General features: G+C 46.0%; 15 protein-coding genes. 5 read left to right on the top strand and 10 right to left on the bottom strand.

What is annotated here, in order from left to right; genetic code table 11:
- Positions 1-54 precede the first annotated feature (54 nt).
- Positions 55-648 carry a DJ-1/PfpI family protein gene (locus tag QT974_RS18505; RefSeq protein ID WP_333469900.1) on the bottom strand — a complete coding sequence of 198 codons (594 nt, stop codon included), beginning with the start codon at positions 646-648 and terminating at the stop codon, positions 55-57.
- 164 nt (positions 649-812) lie between these two features.
- Positions 813-902: a cytochrome b6-f complex subunit PetN gene (petN, locus tag QT974_RS18500; protein WP_333469899.1), complete on the bottom strand. Its 90-nt coding sequence runs from the start codon at positions 900-902 to the stop codon at positions 813-815.
- Between the two features lie 82 nt (positions 903-984).
- Here petN and QT974_RS18495 point away from each other — a divergent pair, with 82 nt between their 5' ends.
- Entirely contained in the window at positions 985-1,488 is a 504-nt protein-coding gene (locus QT974_RS18495) for a hypothetical protein (protein ID WP_333469898.1), read from the top strand.
- A gap of 170 nt (positions 1,489-1,658) precedes the next feature.
- Here QT974_RS18495 and QT974_RS18490 read toward each other — a convergent pair whose 3' ends face one another.
- From QT974_RS18490 to QT974_RS18465, 6 genes are all read right to left on the bottom strand, one after another.
- The gene (locus QT974_RS18490; RefSeq protein WP_333469897.1) at positions 1,659-2,336 is read right to left on the bottom strand and encodes an SDR family oxidoreductase; all 678 of its coding nucleotides are present in this window, start codon (positions 2,334-2,336) and stop codon (positions 1,659-1,661) included.
- A 155-nt stretch (positions 2,337-2,491) separates the two neighbouring features.
- Positions 2,492-3,103, bottom strand: coding sequence for a class I SAM-dependent methyltransferase (locus tag QT974_RS18485; protein WP_333469896.1), 612 nt, complete (start codon positions 3,101-3,103; stop codon positions 2,492-2,494).
- 129 nt (positions 3,104-3,232) lie between these two features.
- On the bottom strand, positions 3,233-4,300 hold the full coding sequence (gene bioB / locus QT974_RS18480; protein WP_333469895.1) for a biotin synthase BioB: 1,068 nt from the start codon (positions 4,298-4,300) through the stop codon (positions 3,233-3,235).
- 17 nt (positions 4,301-4,317) lie between these two features.
- Positions 4,318-5,625 carry an adenosylmethionine--8-amino-7-oxononanoate transaminase gene (bioA, locus tag QT974_RS18475; RefSeq protein WP_333469894.1) on the bottom strand — a complete coding sequence of 436 codons (1,308 nt, stop codon included), beginning with the start codon at positions 5,623-5,625 and terminating at the stop codon, positions 4,318-4,320.
- A gap of 181 nt (positions 5,626-5,806) precedes the next feature.
- A complete protein-coding gene (locus tag QT974_RS18470) occupies positions 5,807-7,300 on the bottom strand; it encodes an adenylate/guanylate cyclase domain-containing protein (protein ID WP_333469893.1) in 1,494 nt (497 codons plus the stop codon).
- Positions 7,301-7,576: 276 nt separating this feature from the next.
- Positions 7,577-9,052, bottom strand: coding sequence for an adenylate/guanylate cyclase domain-containing protein (locus QT974_RS18465; protein ID WP_333469892.1), 1,476 nt, complete (start codon positions 9,050-9,052; stop codon positions 7,577-7,579).
- A gap of 289 nt (positions 9,053-9,341) precedes the next feature.
- Between QT974_RS18465 and QT974_RS18460 the strand changes: the two genes are divergently transcribed.
- Both QT974_RS18460 and QT974_RS18455 read left to right on the top strand, forming a co-directional pair.
- Positions 9,342-10,091 (top strand): class I SAM-dependent methyltransferase, encoded by a 750-nt coding sequence (locus QT974_RS18460; RefSeq protein ID WP_333469891.1) that lies wholly within the window; start codon positions 9,342-9,344, stop codon positions 10,089-10,091.
- Between the two features lie 209 nt (positions 10,092-10,300).
- Complete coding sequence (locus QT974_RS18455; protein ID WP_333469890.1) at positions 10,301-11,659, top strand: FAD-binding oxidoreductase; 1,359 nt, start codon at positions 10,301-10,303, stop codon at positions 11,657-11,659.
- 217 nt (positions 11,660-11,876) lie between these two features.
- Here QT974_RS18455 and QT974_RS18450 read toward each other — a convergent pair whose 3' ends face one another.
- Complete coding sequence (locus QT974_RS18450) at positions 11,877-12,263, bottom strand: hypothetical protein (RefSeq protein ID WP_333469889.1); 387 nt, start codon at positions 12,261-12,263, stop codon at positions 11,877-11,879.
- 213 nt (positions 12,264-12,476) lie between these two features.
- Entirely contained in the window at positions 12,477-13,364 is an 888-nt protein-coding gene (locus tag QT974_RS18445) for an ABC transporter permease (RefSeq protein WP_333469888.1), read from the bottom strand.
- A gap of 131 nt (positions 13,365-13,495) precedes the next feature.
- Between QT974_RS18445 and QT974_RS18440 the strand changes: the two genes are divergently transcribed.
- Positions 13,496-13,855 (top strand): DUF6972 family protein, encoded by a 360-nt coding sequence (locus QT974_RS18440; protein WP_333469887.1) that lies wholly within the window; start codon positions 13,496-13,498, stop codon positions 13,853-13,855.
- Positions 13,818-14,075: a hypothetical protein gene (locus tag QT974_RS18435; protein WP_333469886.1), complete on the top strand. Its 258-nt coding sequence runs from the start codon at positions 13,818-13,820 to the stop codon at positions 14,073-14,075. Before QT974_RS18440 ends, QT974_RS18435 begins: the two co-directional genes overlap by 38 nt.
- Positions 14,076-14,313 lie beyond the last annotated feature (238 nt).

Below are 14,313 nucleotides of genomic sequence, written 5' to 3'. Positions count from 1 at the left end.
AATAACCAATAACCAATAACCAATAACCAATAACCAATAACTAATAACTAATAACTAATAACTATCTGAATGTTCGATCTTTGTTCCCAAAACTTTCAGAAATTCAGCCAGCCAGTTAGGATGGGCAGGCCACGCGGGGGCTGTGACTAAGTTGCCATCGACTACGGCTTCGGTAACGGGAACTTCCGTATATTTGCCACCGGCCCGGAGGATGTCGGGGCTGCAAGCTGGATATGCGGTGCAGCGTTTGCCTTCTAGTACGCCGGCGGCGGTGAGGACTTGCAATCCGTGAGAAATAGATGCGATCGGCTTTTTGCTGTTGGCAAAGTAACGGGTAATTTGCAGCACTTTTTGGTTGAGGCGGATGTATTCTGCGGCCCTTCCTCCGGGGATAATTAAAGCATCGTAATCGTTGGCGTTGATTTCGTCAAAAGTCGCGTTTAATGTGAAGTTATGACCTGGTTTTTCGCTGTAGGTTTGGTCGCCTTCAAAGTCGTGAATTGCGGTGCGAATTGTTTGGCCAGCCGCTTTGTCGGGGCAGACTGCATGGACGGTATGACCTACCATTTGCAGTGCTTGGAATGGTACCATTACTTCGTAGTCTTCTACAAAGTCCCCTACTAACATTAATATTTTTTTGGCTGTCATGTTTTGAACTAAGCGGTTGAAACCGCGTCTACACAAACACTAACCCGACGGAAGCGGATTGAAGACGGGCGCGGTTGAAACCGCAAAGCGAGTCAAACACTCACCCGACGGGAGCGGGTTGAAGACGGGCGCGGTTTCAGCCGTATGTATGTCTTATTGGGAATCTACAAACCGTTGCGACCCCAAATTACCATTGAAATTGAGAAAGAGAACAAAACTAGCACCGAAACCCAACCGAGTGACAAAATATCCATAGCTATTTATTGAATGAACTCTACAAAATGACTCCAAAGCTTATGATAATTTAATTTGAGCCATTTTTGGAATGAGGGCGCTGTGAAGGACTCGTCAAATTTTAGTGCCGCTGAACGGGTAGAATCTTTGAAAGCAGGGAGTGTTGCTGCTTTGTCTTGTTTGCTGGCTTTTGGGTCGATCGCCCTTGTTAACAGCTTAATCTTAGCCCAGAGGTGGGATGCTCTGGCGGGTTTGCAGGTCACAGAAATTGACCTAAATTTGGGATTGAGAGGATTGATGGCACTTGTGGGCGGTTTTTTGTTCGGCGTGACTTACCGCTACGCTATCCGCCGCGATACTAACCCGCAGCTTAAATCTGGTGTGGTGTTGGCTTTTGGGTTGGTGCGGGCTTTTGGACAGGTGGATGCTAGATTGTGTTTTGAGGCGGGGAAAATGCCGGGTTTGCAAGAGTTGTTGCCGTTTGCCGTGGTTGGGGTGGAGAGTGTGGTATTGTTTGCGATCGCAGGTTTGGTGTTGGATTGGGCGATCCTCTTCGAGGGCTTCGCTAACGGGCGATCGTTGATTAAACCTTTCGGGCGATCGTAGTGAGGACTTGAGTCCTCTGATTGGATGCGGACTGAAGTCCGAACGATCGAACCTGTTTGGATGCGGACTAAAGTCCTCACTACCAACCTGTTTGGATGCGGACTAAAGTCCTCACTACCAACCTGTTTGGATGCGGACTGAAGTCCTGACTACGAACCTGTTTATGAAATTTAACTGAAAGTTAATACCTCATATTCGAGATTGCCGTAAACCATTTGTTTATCAACTGCCGACAAAACTTTATTATTAGCAGCATCAGATACTAAACACTGACAAACTAACTGCGCTACATCCGCCCGGTGAATTGTTCCCGCCACCCGACAATCTTCTGTTAATACACCATTGCCCGTTGCAGGTTCCGATTTCAGTCCGCCCGGACGAATTACAGTATAAATCATCCCGCTTGCGATTAAATGATTTTCGGCTTTTTCCTTTTCAAGCAATACCGGGCGCAACGTTTCTAAAGCTTGAGGTGGCAAAGCGGCGGCAGTGTTACCGCTACCGATGGATGAAACTAAAATAAATTTTTGCACGCCCGCTTTGACAGCAGCATCAATCAAGTTTTTGTTGCCCAAATAATCTGCTCTTTCCCCATCTTTTGGCAAGCCGCCAATGGTGCTGATTGCGGCATGGATTGGTGCGCCTCCAGTCATCGCAGCTTCCACAGCCGCAGCGTCCAAAGCATCGCCTGTCATGACTTTGATGCCCATTGCTTCTAATTCGGTGCGGTTCGCGGGCGATCGCAAAAGTGCAGTTACTTGCATCTTTTGTGCTACCAGACATTTCGCGATTTCTAAGCCAACGCCTCGACTAGCACCCGCTAAAAAGATATGCAATTTCTGTGTCATATTAATTTTGTTTTAATTTGGGCAGGAGTTGATTTTTTGACTGTGAGTTATTATACAACAATTCTCGCTTAATTGGTGAGTTGGTTTTTGGGGAACCGCAGAGAACACTGAGGAAGAGAGGGGAGTGATTTGCAATTGCCAGTGTTGCCTTTTGGTTAGATTTTTTTGCCCACCATGACTACCCAAGATTGAGCTTCGCGCGGCAAACCGGGCGGGCGGTAGTAGCGATCGACAATGGCAAATCCTGCTTGTTCCAAACAAGGCGCTAAAGTTTCGTATTCCCATCCCGCAGTATAGCGTTTTCCTGTTGGCCGCTCGTCGTAGCCTTCCCAATTTCCCCGGCACATTGACATGACAATTGCACCGCTAACAACTAATGTTTTGTGCAACTCTTGCAGCACTTTTACCATTTTGTCGCTGGGAACGTGAATCAGGGAAGCATTGGCGAAAATACCGTCAAACTCAGCCTTGGGTAAGTCGAGTTCGAGAAAAGATTGCTGCAAAACTTCGCAGCCTGATAACTTTTTTGCTATTTGTACAAAGGCTGGAGTTGCATCTAAGCCTACAACTGTGTGTCCTTGGCTCTTGAAGGCTACTAAATCTCGTCCCGGCCCGCATCCTATGTCGAGTATTTTACCGGGGTTGCGGGGCATGGCAGCGGTGAGTGCATCGCGATTTTGGGATACGTCGTGATGCCATGTTCCTTCTCGGAAAGATTCGGCGGTTGTCTGGTATTCTGCGATCGTAATTTCTTCGCGTTTGTCCACAATTTCCCCCTATTGTATTATTTGAGATTGATTCATTCAAGAAGACCGGGCGAATGGAATTCGCTTCTACACAGACAAAACCCGCCGACGCGGGTTGAAGAATTGGCGGTAAAAATTACGCGATCTTCTTTAGTCCGCGGAGGCGGACATCGTTCGTGTAGACGCGGTTTCAACCGCCGTCTTATCTTCGGAAAATTCGATCGCAAATCCCGCATCTTCGGGAGATTCGATCGCAAAACCCGCATCTCGAATCATATCCCAATCTTGATTGGCGCTTTGTCCGGGAGTTGTGAGATAATCGCCCACAAAAATCGAATTAGCAGGGTAAAGTCCCAGAGGTTGTAGCGATCGCAAATGCACTTCCCGTCCCCCAGCAATCCGAATTTCTTGGCTGGGAAGCAAAAATCGGAACAAGCAGAGAATCCGCAAACATTGGCGCGGATTTAAGCGATTAACGTCTGCAAAGGGCGTTCCGGGGATCGGAATGAAAAAGTTGACCGGTACGCTAGTAACGCCCAAATTCCGCAGCGACAGCGCCAAATCGATCGCGTCGTCATCCGATTCGCCCATCCCCAAAATTCCGCCGGAACAAGTGGTGATTCCGGCTGCTTTGACGTTTTCGACTGTTTCTACGCGATCGCCGAAAGTGTGAGTTGTGCAGATGTCCGTGTGGTACGATTCGGAAGTGTTGAGATTGTGATTTACGCGATCGACTCCCGCCTTAGCCAAACGGTGAGTTTGCTCCTCGGTCAACAATCCCAAACAAGCACAAATTTTTAGGTTATGATTTGCCTTGACGGTTTCTACAGCATCCAAAACGCGATCGAAAGTAGACGCACTCGGTTGGCGGCCAGAAATCACCAAACAAAACGTACCAGCTTTTAAATCTGCGGCGCGCCCGGCCGCATCCAGAATTTTTTCCTTAGCTAAAAGCGGATACTTTTCTATTTCCGCACTCGAAATTTTTGACTGAGAACAATAATGGCAATCTTCAGGACAAAGGCCGCTTTGAGCGTTTAACAAATAGTGCAACCTGACGCGGTTTCCCCAGTAGTGGCGGCGCACCCGATAAGCTGCATTTAGTTGTGCCAGCAAAACCTCATCCGGCGCGCGCAATACTGCTAAAGATTGCTCGCGAGAAATACATTTCCCCGCCAGCGCGTCATCAGCCAAATCGTTCCAATTGGGTAAATTCATTACTAAAATTAAAGGGTTTACAAAGTATCCAAAACCTGACGAATTACGCGATAAATCGATTCTAGTTCATCAGGAGAAATGCAATAGGGAGGCATCAAGTAAAGCGTGTTTCCCAAGGGGCGGAGCAAAAACCCCGCTTCCAGAAATTGCGCTTTCAATACAGGGGCGATGTCATTAAAATAACCGGAAACGCTTTCCGTTTTTACATCCATTGCTGCGATAGTGCCGCAAGTCCGAATCCGTTCCAATTTAGGATGATCTATCAGCCATTGATTCAGGTATTTTTGGTGCAGTTTTTCCATTCCTTGATAGGCATTTGGGTTTTGCTCCAAAAGCTCCAGGGATGCTACACTCACCGCACAAGCTAAGGGATTTCCGGTGTAAGAATGACCGTGAAAAAAAGCTTTGTCCGATTCATCTCGCCAGAAAGCTTGATAAATATCCTCCGATGCCATTGTGACAGAAAGTGGCAAGCAGCCACCAGACAATCCCTTAGACAAACACAGGATATCCGGCGCAGTTGCAGATTTAAGCGAAGCAAACAGTTCGCCCGTGCGCCCAAAACCCGTCATCACTTCATCGTAAATCAACAATACATTATACTGACGGGCCATTTGTGCGATCGCCCGCAAAAATTCAGGGCGACACATCCGCATACCCCCAGCACCTTGTACCAAAGGCTCGATAAAAATTCCCGCATAGCCCTTCCCCTGCTTCAACAAATACTCCAGCTTCTCCAAACACCGCGTCTCCTTACTTTCCACCTCCTCATCGCCATCAAAAGTCGCAGGAAAAGGCACAACATCTCCAGGAAACATTAAAGATGAAAAAGGTTCCCACCATAGCGAACTTCTACCAGCAGACATCGCGCCCACAGTATCGCCGTGATAACCTCCCTCAAAACTAATAAAGCTAGTGCGGTTGGTTTCTCCGAGATTACGCCAATATTGAAACGCCATTTTTAGAGCAACTTCAACCGCAGTCGAACCATTATCAGAAAAGAAAATCCGCGTCAAAGAATCAGGCGTATGAGTTATCAACTTATCAGCAAGTTTCTGCGCAGGTTCGTGAGTAAATCCCGCAAAGATTACGTGTTCTAACTTTTTGGCTTGTTCGTAAAGAGCCTCAGCCAGAACCGGATGGCTGTGTCCGTGAATCGTCACCCACCAACTAGAAATACAGTCAAGAATTAGCCGCCCATCTTCTAATTCCAGCAGCGATCCTTTGCCGCTAATTACCTTCAGCGGCGTCGGAGCAGTTTTCATTTGCGTGAACGGCTGCCAAATCGGTGAAGTTGCAGAATTATGTTCCTGATTAACCGTCATTTTTACCATTGTCACTAATATCAACTCGCTTTAATATACCAATTTCAACTCAATCATGAACTTTTATCTTTAGTAGGGTGCGCAATGCGCACTACAAATAGAGTGTGTGCGTAAATTTTTTTCTTCTCTCTTCCTCTCTTGCTTCGTGTCCTTTGCGTCTTCGCGGTTCGTTAAAAGTAATCTAGTTTAGTGTTGGGGGCGGCTGCACCTCAACATCTGCAACCATATCAGGTATTCCCGGGCGATCGTTAAATTTGTCAGTTAAATTTTTTCTGCCAACCAATAAATAAGTCGTCATTGCTCCTTTGCCTTTAACATTAATTTTACCGCGTTTTTCCAACACATACTTATCGCGCAGCAATTCATAAGTTGAACCGCTAACTTGAATCTTACCAGGAAGTCCCTGGGATTCCATGCGGCTTGCTGTATTCACAGCATCTCCCCACAAATCGTAAATAAACTTTTTAGTACCGATGACACCTGCGACAACAGGCCCGCTATTAATTCCAATCCGGATATTCAGAGTTACACCGGATTCGTCGCGAAATTTCATAATTTCTTGCTGCATTTCCATCGCCATTTCGGCAATACATTCTGCATGATTTGTAGATGGAAGTGGCAAACCGCCTGCTACCATATAATTGTCGCCGATTGTCTTAATTTTTTCCAAGCCGTATTTCTCGCTTAGGCTATCGAAAGCTGAAAATATTTTGTTCAGCAATTCGACTAATTCTTCTGGAGACGTGCGGGAGGATATTTCGGTAAAGCCCACAATATCCGCAAACAGCACCGTCACCTCGGCAAATCCGTCCGCAATATTGATCTGACCTTGTTTTAGGCGATCGGCAATCATTTCTGGTAAAATATTTAGCAATAAACGTTCCGATTTTTCTTGTTCGGCGCGCAATATTTCCTCGGCTTGTTTCCGCTGTGCGATTTCCTTGTAGACGCGGTGAAACATTTGATTAAAAGCGACCATGACTTCTCCTAACTCGTCATCGCGCTTGACCGATAAAGAGTAAAAATCAGGTTTTTCTCGATCTTTGCTCAAAGCGACTCCCGCAGCGATCAAGTCATCGCGCAATCTCAATATGGGCGCAATTACTGTCACCCCTAAAAACAGCATAGTTACAGAAGTGACAAAGGCTGATATAATGATGACTAGAATAGCAATGCGCCCTATAAATGCGTATAATTCTGGTTGAACAGTAGAAGCATCGTGCCGAACAATTAATGTATAATCTCCTCCCAAATGTCGCTCTGTCCAAGCAATATCGTAGCGCTTGCCATCGAATTTTTTCTGGCGAACTATACGAGCATTTTTAATTTGATTTAAATTAATTTCTGGCGCTTCACCAAGTGTATATATGAGCTGACCGTCAGCTTGGTAAATAGATAGTCCTAATACTACTTGAGAATCCTTAGTAATATTTTTAACTTCTTCTTCTAAGACAGTGCGATCGTAAATATCTTGTTTGAGCAAAACCTCTAGAGCCTCAACTGTCGCCCGAGATACCTGTTCGAGTTGATTTAAAAGTTCATTTTCGCGCCGAAAATAAGAGGGAACTAAAATAATTCCCTCTATGACAAGAATACTAGCAAATACCCACAAAGCTATTTGCCGAGACAATCTAGATTTGAAAAACTCCAAGAATGATAGAATGCGCACTGACATAAAATTTATTATTCTGCAAATGGCTAATTTAGGATATCGGAAAAGAAACTGGTTTCTCGTAATAAATTTTTGGTTGGTCAACGAAGCAACTGATCGCAAGGCGGTTGAAACCAGGTTTAGACAAACGAAGTCCGCCTCCGCGGTGTAAAGAAAGAAGATAGCGTAATTTTAACCGCCTCGTCTTCAACCCGCGGAGGCGGGTAAAGTCTCGTGTAGTCGCGGTTTCAACCGCCCGGTCTTTTAATCTAGCAGACCCCTAATAATATAATAAACACATTAAACCGAAACTGCGGTGACTAACCTGCCTGCAAGCAAATAAGTATTCATATCACCCTTACCCTTGATGTGGATAATTCCTCTATCTTCAAATAAATACTTATTTTGCAAGATATCGTAAGTTGATTTTGTGACTTGAATCGCACCGGCAATTCCGTGGGATTCCATGCGAGCTGCTGTATTCACGGCATCGCCCCAGAGGTCGTAAATGAATTTTTTGGTGCCAATAACTCCGGCAATCGCAGGCCCAGTATTGATCCCGATGCGGATGTTAATTCCTGCCTGATGTTTGGCGTTAAATTTTGCTAATTCGTCCTGCATATCTAAGGCCATTTCGGCAATGCTTTCGGCGTGGTTGGTGCTGGGATTTGGCAAACCTCCCACTACCATGTAAGCATCTCCTATTGTTTTGATTTTTTCCAAGCCATACTTTTCTGTCAAATCATCGAAGGCAGAAAAAATTTCGTTGAGAAAAATGAGCAATTCTTCGGGAGATATTTGTGCTGAAAGCACGGTAAAGCCGACAATATCGGCAAACAAAATAGTGACTTCGGCGAAGCCGTCAGCAATACTGCTTTGACCGTCTTTTAGCTTGGCAGCAATGGATTCGGGTAAAATATTGAGCAGCAGGCGATCGCTCTTTTCTTGTTCTTTCAACAATTCTACATTAGTTTCTTGCAATTGTGCCGTGCGTTCCCTGACGCGCTGTTCTAATTGTTTAGCGTTTTGGCGCAACCTGCTCAGAGCTAAAGTTAATCCTGCGATGCCTAAAGTTGAAATTCCTGCCAACAGGAAAAACAAATCTTTCAGTCCACTTCTAGTTTTTTTAGTTATGGTTTCTAGAGGTTGAGTAATTTCTAATATCCCGCGCACATCTCCCACTTTCCAGTCTTTTTTAGGACTGTCGCGGTTAGTGTTGTGACAGTTAACGCAACTAGGAAGTAGAATATCTGCCTGGGCATATCGAAATGCGGGCTTACCGCGAAAATCCTCAGTGCGGAAAAATTGTCCGGTGGGATTTTGCGTCAAATAGGTAATAGCTTGACGTTCAAAATCGTCTCGGGCTCCGCCTTCTGCTCGCCGCCAGGGAAACGGGTAGTTGCTGTACAGACGAACTGATACTTCGGGATTTTTGTTGGTGATCTGGTTGCCTAGTTCTATTAAGAATGAGGCTGGTACGGGAACTGTTGCTTTTGTTGATGTTGGGTTGTAGTCGTGGGTAAAGTTAATCGATTTAGCAGTGTTGAGAGGAGCGATCACATCGGAACTGTAAAGGGTGCGGGCTTCTTTAATTGCTTGGGCGTAAAGGGTGGCATTTTGGATGGCTTGCGCTTGTATTAGGGTAGAGGAAAGACGAGACATATTTGCCATCGCTACTCCTACGCCTACACAAAACAAAATTGTCACCGCCAGCAAAATTCGCTTGTAAATTAATTGGCTGATGGCAGCCAGACTGCGAGAAATCAACTTATCCATGCTGTCCTCAAGCGAGCTTCGATATTGATTTGATTTTATGCACTACTAACATAACACTGCTTTTCCAGAGTATTTTGCTGTAAAGCAAGACTCGATAGTCCAAGGGATGGTTAATTCTTGTTTACCGCGAGTGTTTCCCTTGTCCGCAACAGTACGCATAACTTTATAATACTTTTTATCTTAATAAATAAAAATTGAATAAGCACGCGGCGCCGTGCCGTTTCCCTAGTTCACGCACTTTTTTCCCTATTTCGGTTAGGATAACGATTGTAGTCTCTAATTGGCGATCGTGAATTCTGACTCTGCTGGCTCACCTCCAGGCAACGAAATTTTTCCGGGAGAAGTTTTCGTCAATACTGCGGATTTTGATACAGGCATTCGGCGACTTTTACCGAAATATGACCAAATGCTGGATGTATTAGTTGACTGCATTGCTAGCACCAACCACCGGATTTTAGAACTCGGCTGCGGTACGGGGGAACTGAGTTTAAAAGTTTTGCAACGCTACCCATCTGCGGAAATTGTGGCTGTAGATTATTCGCCGCGAATGCTTGATTTTGCCCGCGCTAAAATAGAGTCGGCAGGATACGCAGCCCGGTGGACTGGCATAGAATTGGATTTTGGAGAATGGGCGAACAATCCAAATATTTCTGGATTGGGCGATAAATTTAATGCTGGCATTTCATCTCTGGCAATTCACCATCTTGAGGACGAGATGAAGCTGAAATTGTTTGGACGGATTCGCGAAAGTTTAACTGCTGGCGGCTGTTTTTGGAATGCCGATCCGGTTTTAGCAGAATCAGCAGCAATCAAGGATATTTATCAAGCAGCGCGAGAAGATTGGGCGCTAAGTCAGGGGGAAACTTTAGCACAAGTTCGGGCGAGTGTGGGCACGAGTGTCGCTTACGGGTATTCTAATCCCGATCGCCTAGCTACACTTGCGGCACAGTTGGAAATGCTGGCAAATGCTGGATTTGAGACTGTGGCTGTTCCTTGGAAATACTACGGTATGGCGGTTTTTGGGGGATTTGTCAATTAATCAGGACTAAGGTAAAAGAATGGTTTGACAAGCTACTTATAGCGGTAAGGTGCGCACTGCGCACCCTACAGATAGAGTTTATGTGTAGTTTTATTAGTAAGGTGCGCACTGCGCACCCTACGGCTCAATGAAAGATTACAGTTAGTATTTTATGTTACTGAGTCCGAAAGAGAGAAAATATATAATACTGTCAGGATTGAGGACACAAAATGACTGCAACTGCGATTGAAAGTATTGACTGGGATGCTTTTTGTTCGGAACTGTCGGGAATCGAAATAATTCGCGATCGCGCGCAAGTTGTCAAGCTATCTCAAGACTATTATCACTTCAGTCCTGTTTTGCAACCTATCTTAAGTGATAAAACTGGAGATTTAGTAGTTCGTCCCACTAGCGAAGCCGAAGTTTTGCGAGTAGCTACCGCCTGCGTCAAATCGAAGATTCCGCTGACTGTCAGAGGTGCGGGAACAGGCAATTACGGGCAGTGCATCCCCCTCAACGGTGGCGTCATTCTAGATACCAGCAAAATGAACAATATTCGCTGGATCGAACCGGGTTTGGCTTGCGTTGAACCGGGGGTGAAAATGTCAGTTTTCGACAAAGGAGCCCGAGAAACTGGTTGGGAATTGCGGATGGTTCCGTCAACCTACCGCACCGCAACGATTGGTGGATTTATCGGCGGCGGTAGCGGGGGAATTGGTTCGATTACTTACGGACAATTGCGCGATCGGGGAAATCTTCATGCGGTACGAGTAGTTACAATGGAAAATGAGCCCCGCGTCATTGAATTGCGCGGCGATGAAGTGCAAAAAGTCAATCATGCTTACGGTACAAACGGGATTATTACTGAGTTAGAAATTCCCCTCGCCCCTGCTTATCCTTGGGCGGAAATCATCGTCGCTTTTGATGATTTTATGACTTCGGCAAAGTTCGGTCAAGCTTTGGGCGATGCTGACGGAATTATCAAAAAACTAATTTGTGTTTGTGCTTGGCCGATTCCTGCTTATTTTGCTGCTTTCCGCGAGGCGATTCCTGAAGGGAAGCACTGCGCTTTGTTAATGGTAGCAGAATCTTGTCTGGAACCGCTGCAAGATTTGGTGCGCGAATATGGGGGCACGATTTGCTATCAAAAAAGCGCGCAAGAAGCGAGCAAAGGTGCGGCAATTGCTGAATATACTTGGAATCATACAACTTTGCACGCTCGCAGTGCTGACCAGTCTCTGACTTATTTGCAGACTCTTTTTCCGCCAGATAAAGGTTTGAAATTAGTTGAGGAACTGTATAATTATTATGGCGATGAGGTGATGATGCACTTGGAGTTTTTGCGGATGAACGGAAGGGCGATCGCGGCTGCTTTGCAAATAGTTCGCTACACTACAGAATCGCGGCTAAACGAAATTATTCGCTATCACGAAGAGCAAGGCGCCTTGATTGCTAATCCTCATACTTTTATCTTGGAAGATGGAGGGATGAAGAGTGTGAATGTGGAACAGTTGCGGTTTAAAGAGTTGGTCGATCCTTACGGTTTGCTGAATCCTGGTAAAATGCGGGCGTGGTTGGAACGGGATTGAGGGCGATGGTTTGTAGATCGTTCGGCGGTTGAAACCGCTGCTAGACAAACGAAGTCCGCCTACGCGGACTAATAAATAAAGATTAAAACTCGGCGGTTGAAACCGCTGCTAGACAAACGAAGTCCGCCTACGCGGACTAATAAATAAAGATTAAAACTCGGCGGTTGAAACCGCTGCTAGACAAACGAAGTCCGCCTACGCGGACTAAGAAAGTAATTTAAGGGACTGGGGCGGTAATTTCTGGAGGTGCGATCGCCCCCGGTGCAGGTGTTGCTTGTTTTTCCAGCATTTGGCGCTGTTTGTTGCGAAATTCGGCGGCGGCGTCGTTTAAATTTTGGCGCTGTTCAGTGTTGAATTCTTCGATGCTGCGGCCGTTTCCTAGTCTGGATCTGTGAATTAAATCAAATATTCCGCCTCCGCTGCTGCGGCCGGAAAAAGGGTCGGTGTTGTCTTTTGTTTGAAAGTCTTGCAGCGGTTGAGGGGAATTAGTTAAACCGCTGGCTTGAGCGAAGGTTGCTTGAGGTGAGAAAAGTGCACAGGAGGCGATCGCGCTTGCAGCAATCCGCACTATCAATTTACCAGATTTAGAAGTTTTGCTTTGCATAATTTATTAGTTCTACTTTCAAAAAAACAATTGTATCTCAAGAATATTCTGACTTGCGGCTAATAAACGAAGACGGCGGTTGAAACCGCGTCTACACAGACAAAACCCGCCTCCGCGGGTTGAAGAAGACCAAGCAGTTGAAATTACGTTATTTTTTTCAGTCCGCGGAGGCGGACTTGGTTTTTGTAGACGCGGTTTCAACCGCCGTGCGATCTAAGCAAACCGTCGTCGCAGCAGCGGTTGAATGCTCAGCAGCGCTACGAGATCGAAGGCTAGCAAGACTAACAGCGCTCCTCCAAAGGTAACTGTACCCCAAGGAGCTTGCATGACCACGCTAGCTAGCGACCAATCGCTGTGGAGGTACAAATAGCGGATGGGCTCGATCGCATAACTGAGAGGATTGAGAGTCACCACAACTTGCAGCCACTCTGGCATAAACGACAGCGGCGCGAGGGCGGTGCTGGCAAATAACAGCGGCAAGTTGGTAACAAAAATCACTGCGATTAATTCTACGTGGCCCGGAAGGGCGAAGGCTAAACCGAGGCTCAAGCCGGTGACGCCCAAAACTAACAATAGGACAATCAGGGCGATCGCGCCGAGTCCAGCAATTCCTGGCAATCCAGAACCCAAAAAGGCTCCCGCCGTAACGATTGTGCCTGTTTGGATAAAGCTGAGGGTGACGATGAAAATAGCCGAAGCGAGGACTATGGAAAATCTCGAAGCCAGGGGCGCGACTAATAAGCGGTTGAGAAATCCGAACTCGCGATCGAACATGATCGGTAAACCGGCATTCAGCGCGCCTGCAAAAGCAGTAAAAACGATTACACCAGCGCCGAGAAATTGTCCGTAATTCTGGCTTTCGCCGAACAAGCCGGCTGGTGCATTTTTAAACAGCGCGCCGAACAAAACCAACCACATCAGCGGCTGAATAATGCCTGCAACTAGCGTCGAGGGGCGGCGCTGTAATTGAATAAACAGGCGCTTGGTTAGGGCGAGTGTTTCTTGGATGAAGTCGCCCAGCAGGGAACTCGAAGTGTCAGCGGATGGCGTGGCGAGTGGCCGCTGCTGGTTGAGGTTGGGGGATGTAACAGTACCGCTCATAATTGCTTTTTGATTAAATCTCACTATCTTTAGGGTAGCAAGTTTGGAGGGATTGGTGGTGTTGGGCGGGCGATCGGTCTTTGTGTAGGGTTTTGGTAAACTGAATGTCCTGTTACCTGTCTAATTAGTTGATGACTGGGATTAACCGCGAACTAACACCAGACGCTAGAAGTAGTTTATTTGACAAACATCTTCCCGGTACGTCACAGGTGGAACGACTGCTAAGGAAAGAGGGAAAAGCTCATGTTTTCAATGACAGAGCTACACTAGATGCAGTGGCGGAGGCTATTATAGAGAGAGGATATTTGACAGGAGTTGAGGATGAAACCGATGACTACGAACGTTATGGACTCTACTTTGACGATGCGATCGGCTATCAAGTTAGAGCAGATGGTAGTCGCATTCCTCTTTATTACGCTGAAATAAAAATTATCAAAGGAACAGATAAATATCATGTTATCCCACGCACCAGACCTCGCCGAACAAATTAATGATTGGGAATTTATCGAACTGTGGGTAGATCCGATAGTTTTTCCGCCTCGTATTGTGATGTTAGTAAGTGGAAAGAATGGAGGTTTTTGTATTTATGACCCATCATCAAATTATAAGTCTCTGTTTCTGAGTTCCAGCTATGATGAGGCTCATTCATGGCTTTTGGAAGATGAGTATGAGCGCTGCGATGGTCGGCTTTTAGCAGAGGAAATTGCTTAATTTTTTTAGAGGAGATTTTGTGGTCAAATTAAGTATAAGCTCTCATTAACGCTACTGAATATGCTATATTGAATAGGAACAATTTGGCAAAAAAATGTCTTGTACTTTCACAGCAATTGTTTATTGGGTAGAGGATGTTTGTGTAGCCGAGTGTCCTGAAGTGGGAACGGCTAGCCAAGGAGAGACGATCGCAGTAGCTCGATTGATTAACCAGCAACTATCGGAGTGTTTGATTTAT

The organism is Microcoleus sp. BM001215392 (assembly GCF_036700185.1).
In the GTDB taxonomy this organism is placed as follows: Bacteria; Cyanobacteriota; Cyanobacteriia; order Cyanobacteriales; family Microcoleaceae; genus Microcoleus.
Note: the sequence above shows the minus strand (reverse complement) of the source record. Positions and strands in the feature narration are given on the sequence as shown.

What these genes read in the sequence shown, in the direction of transcription:
- bioA (WP_333469894.1), bottom strand. Translation starts at nt 5,625, where the DNA reads ATGACGGTTAATCAGGAACATAATTCTGCAACTTCACCGATTTGGCAG.
- QT974_RS18490 (WP_333469897.1), bottom strand. Translation starts at nt 2,336, where the DNA reads ATGACACAGAAATTGCATATCTTTTTAGCGGGTGCTAGTCGAGGCGTT.
- QT974_RS18440 (WP_333469887.1), top strand. Translation starts at nt 13,496, where the DNA reads ATGACTGGGATTAACCGCGAACTAACACCAGACGCTAGAAGTAGTTTA.
- QT974_RS18465 (WP_333469892.1), bottom strand. Translation starts at nt 9,052, where the DNA reads ATGGATAAGTTGATTTCTCGCAGTCTGGCTGCCATCAGCCAATTAATT.
- QT974_RS18435 (WP_333469886.1), top strand. Translation starts at nt 13,818, where the DNA reads ATGTTATCCCACGCACCAGACCTCGCCGAACAAATTAATGATTGGGAA.
- QT974_RS18505 (WP_333469900.1), bottom strand. Translation starts at nt 648, where the DNA reads ATGACAGCCAAAAAAATATTAATGTTAGTAGGGGACTTTGTAGAAGAC.
- petN (WP_333469899.1), bottom strand. Translation starts at nt 902, where the DNA reads ATGGATATTTTGTCACTCGGTTGGGTTTCGGTGCTAGTTTTGTTCTCT.
- QT974_RS18445 (WP_333469888.1), bottom strand. Translation starts at nt 13,364, where the DNA reads ATGAGCGGTACTGTTACATCCCCCAACCTCAACCAGCAGCGGCCACTC.
- QT974_RS18470 (WP_333469893.1), bottom strand. Translation starts at nt 7,300, where the DNA reads ATGTCAGTGCGCATTCTATCATTCTTGGAGTTTTTCAAATCTAGATTG.
- QT974_RS18450 (WP_333469889.1), bottom strand. Translation starts at nt 12,263, where the DNA reads ATGCAAAGCAAAACTTCTAAATCTGGTAAATTGATAGTGCGGATTGCT.
- bioB (WP_333469895.1), bottom strand. Translation starts at nt 4,300, where the DNA reads ATGAATTTACCCAATTGGAACGATTTGGCTGATGACGCGCTGGCGGGG.
- QT974_RS18455 (WP_333469890.1), top strand. Translation starts at nt 10,301, where the DNA reads ATGACTGCAACTGCGATTGAAAGTATTGACTGGGATGCTTTTTGTTCG.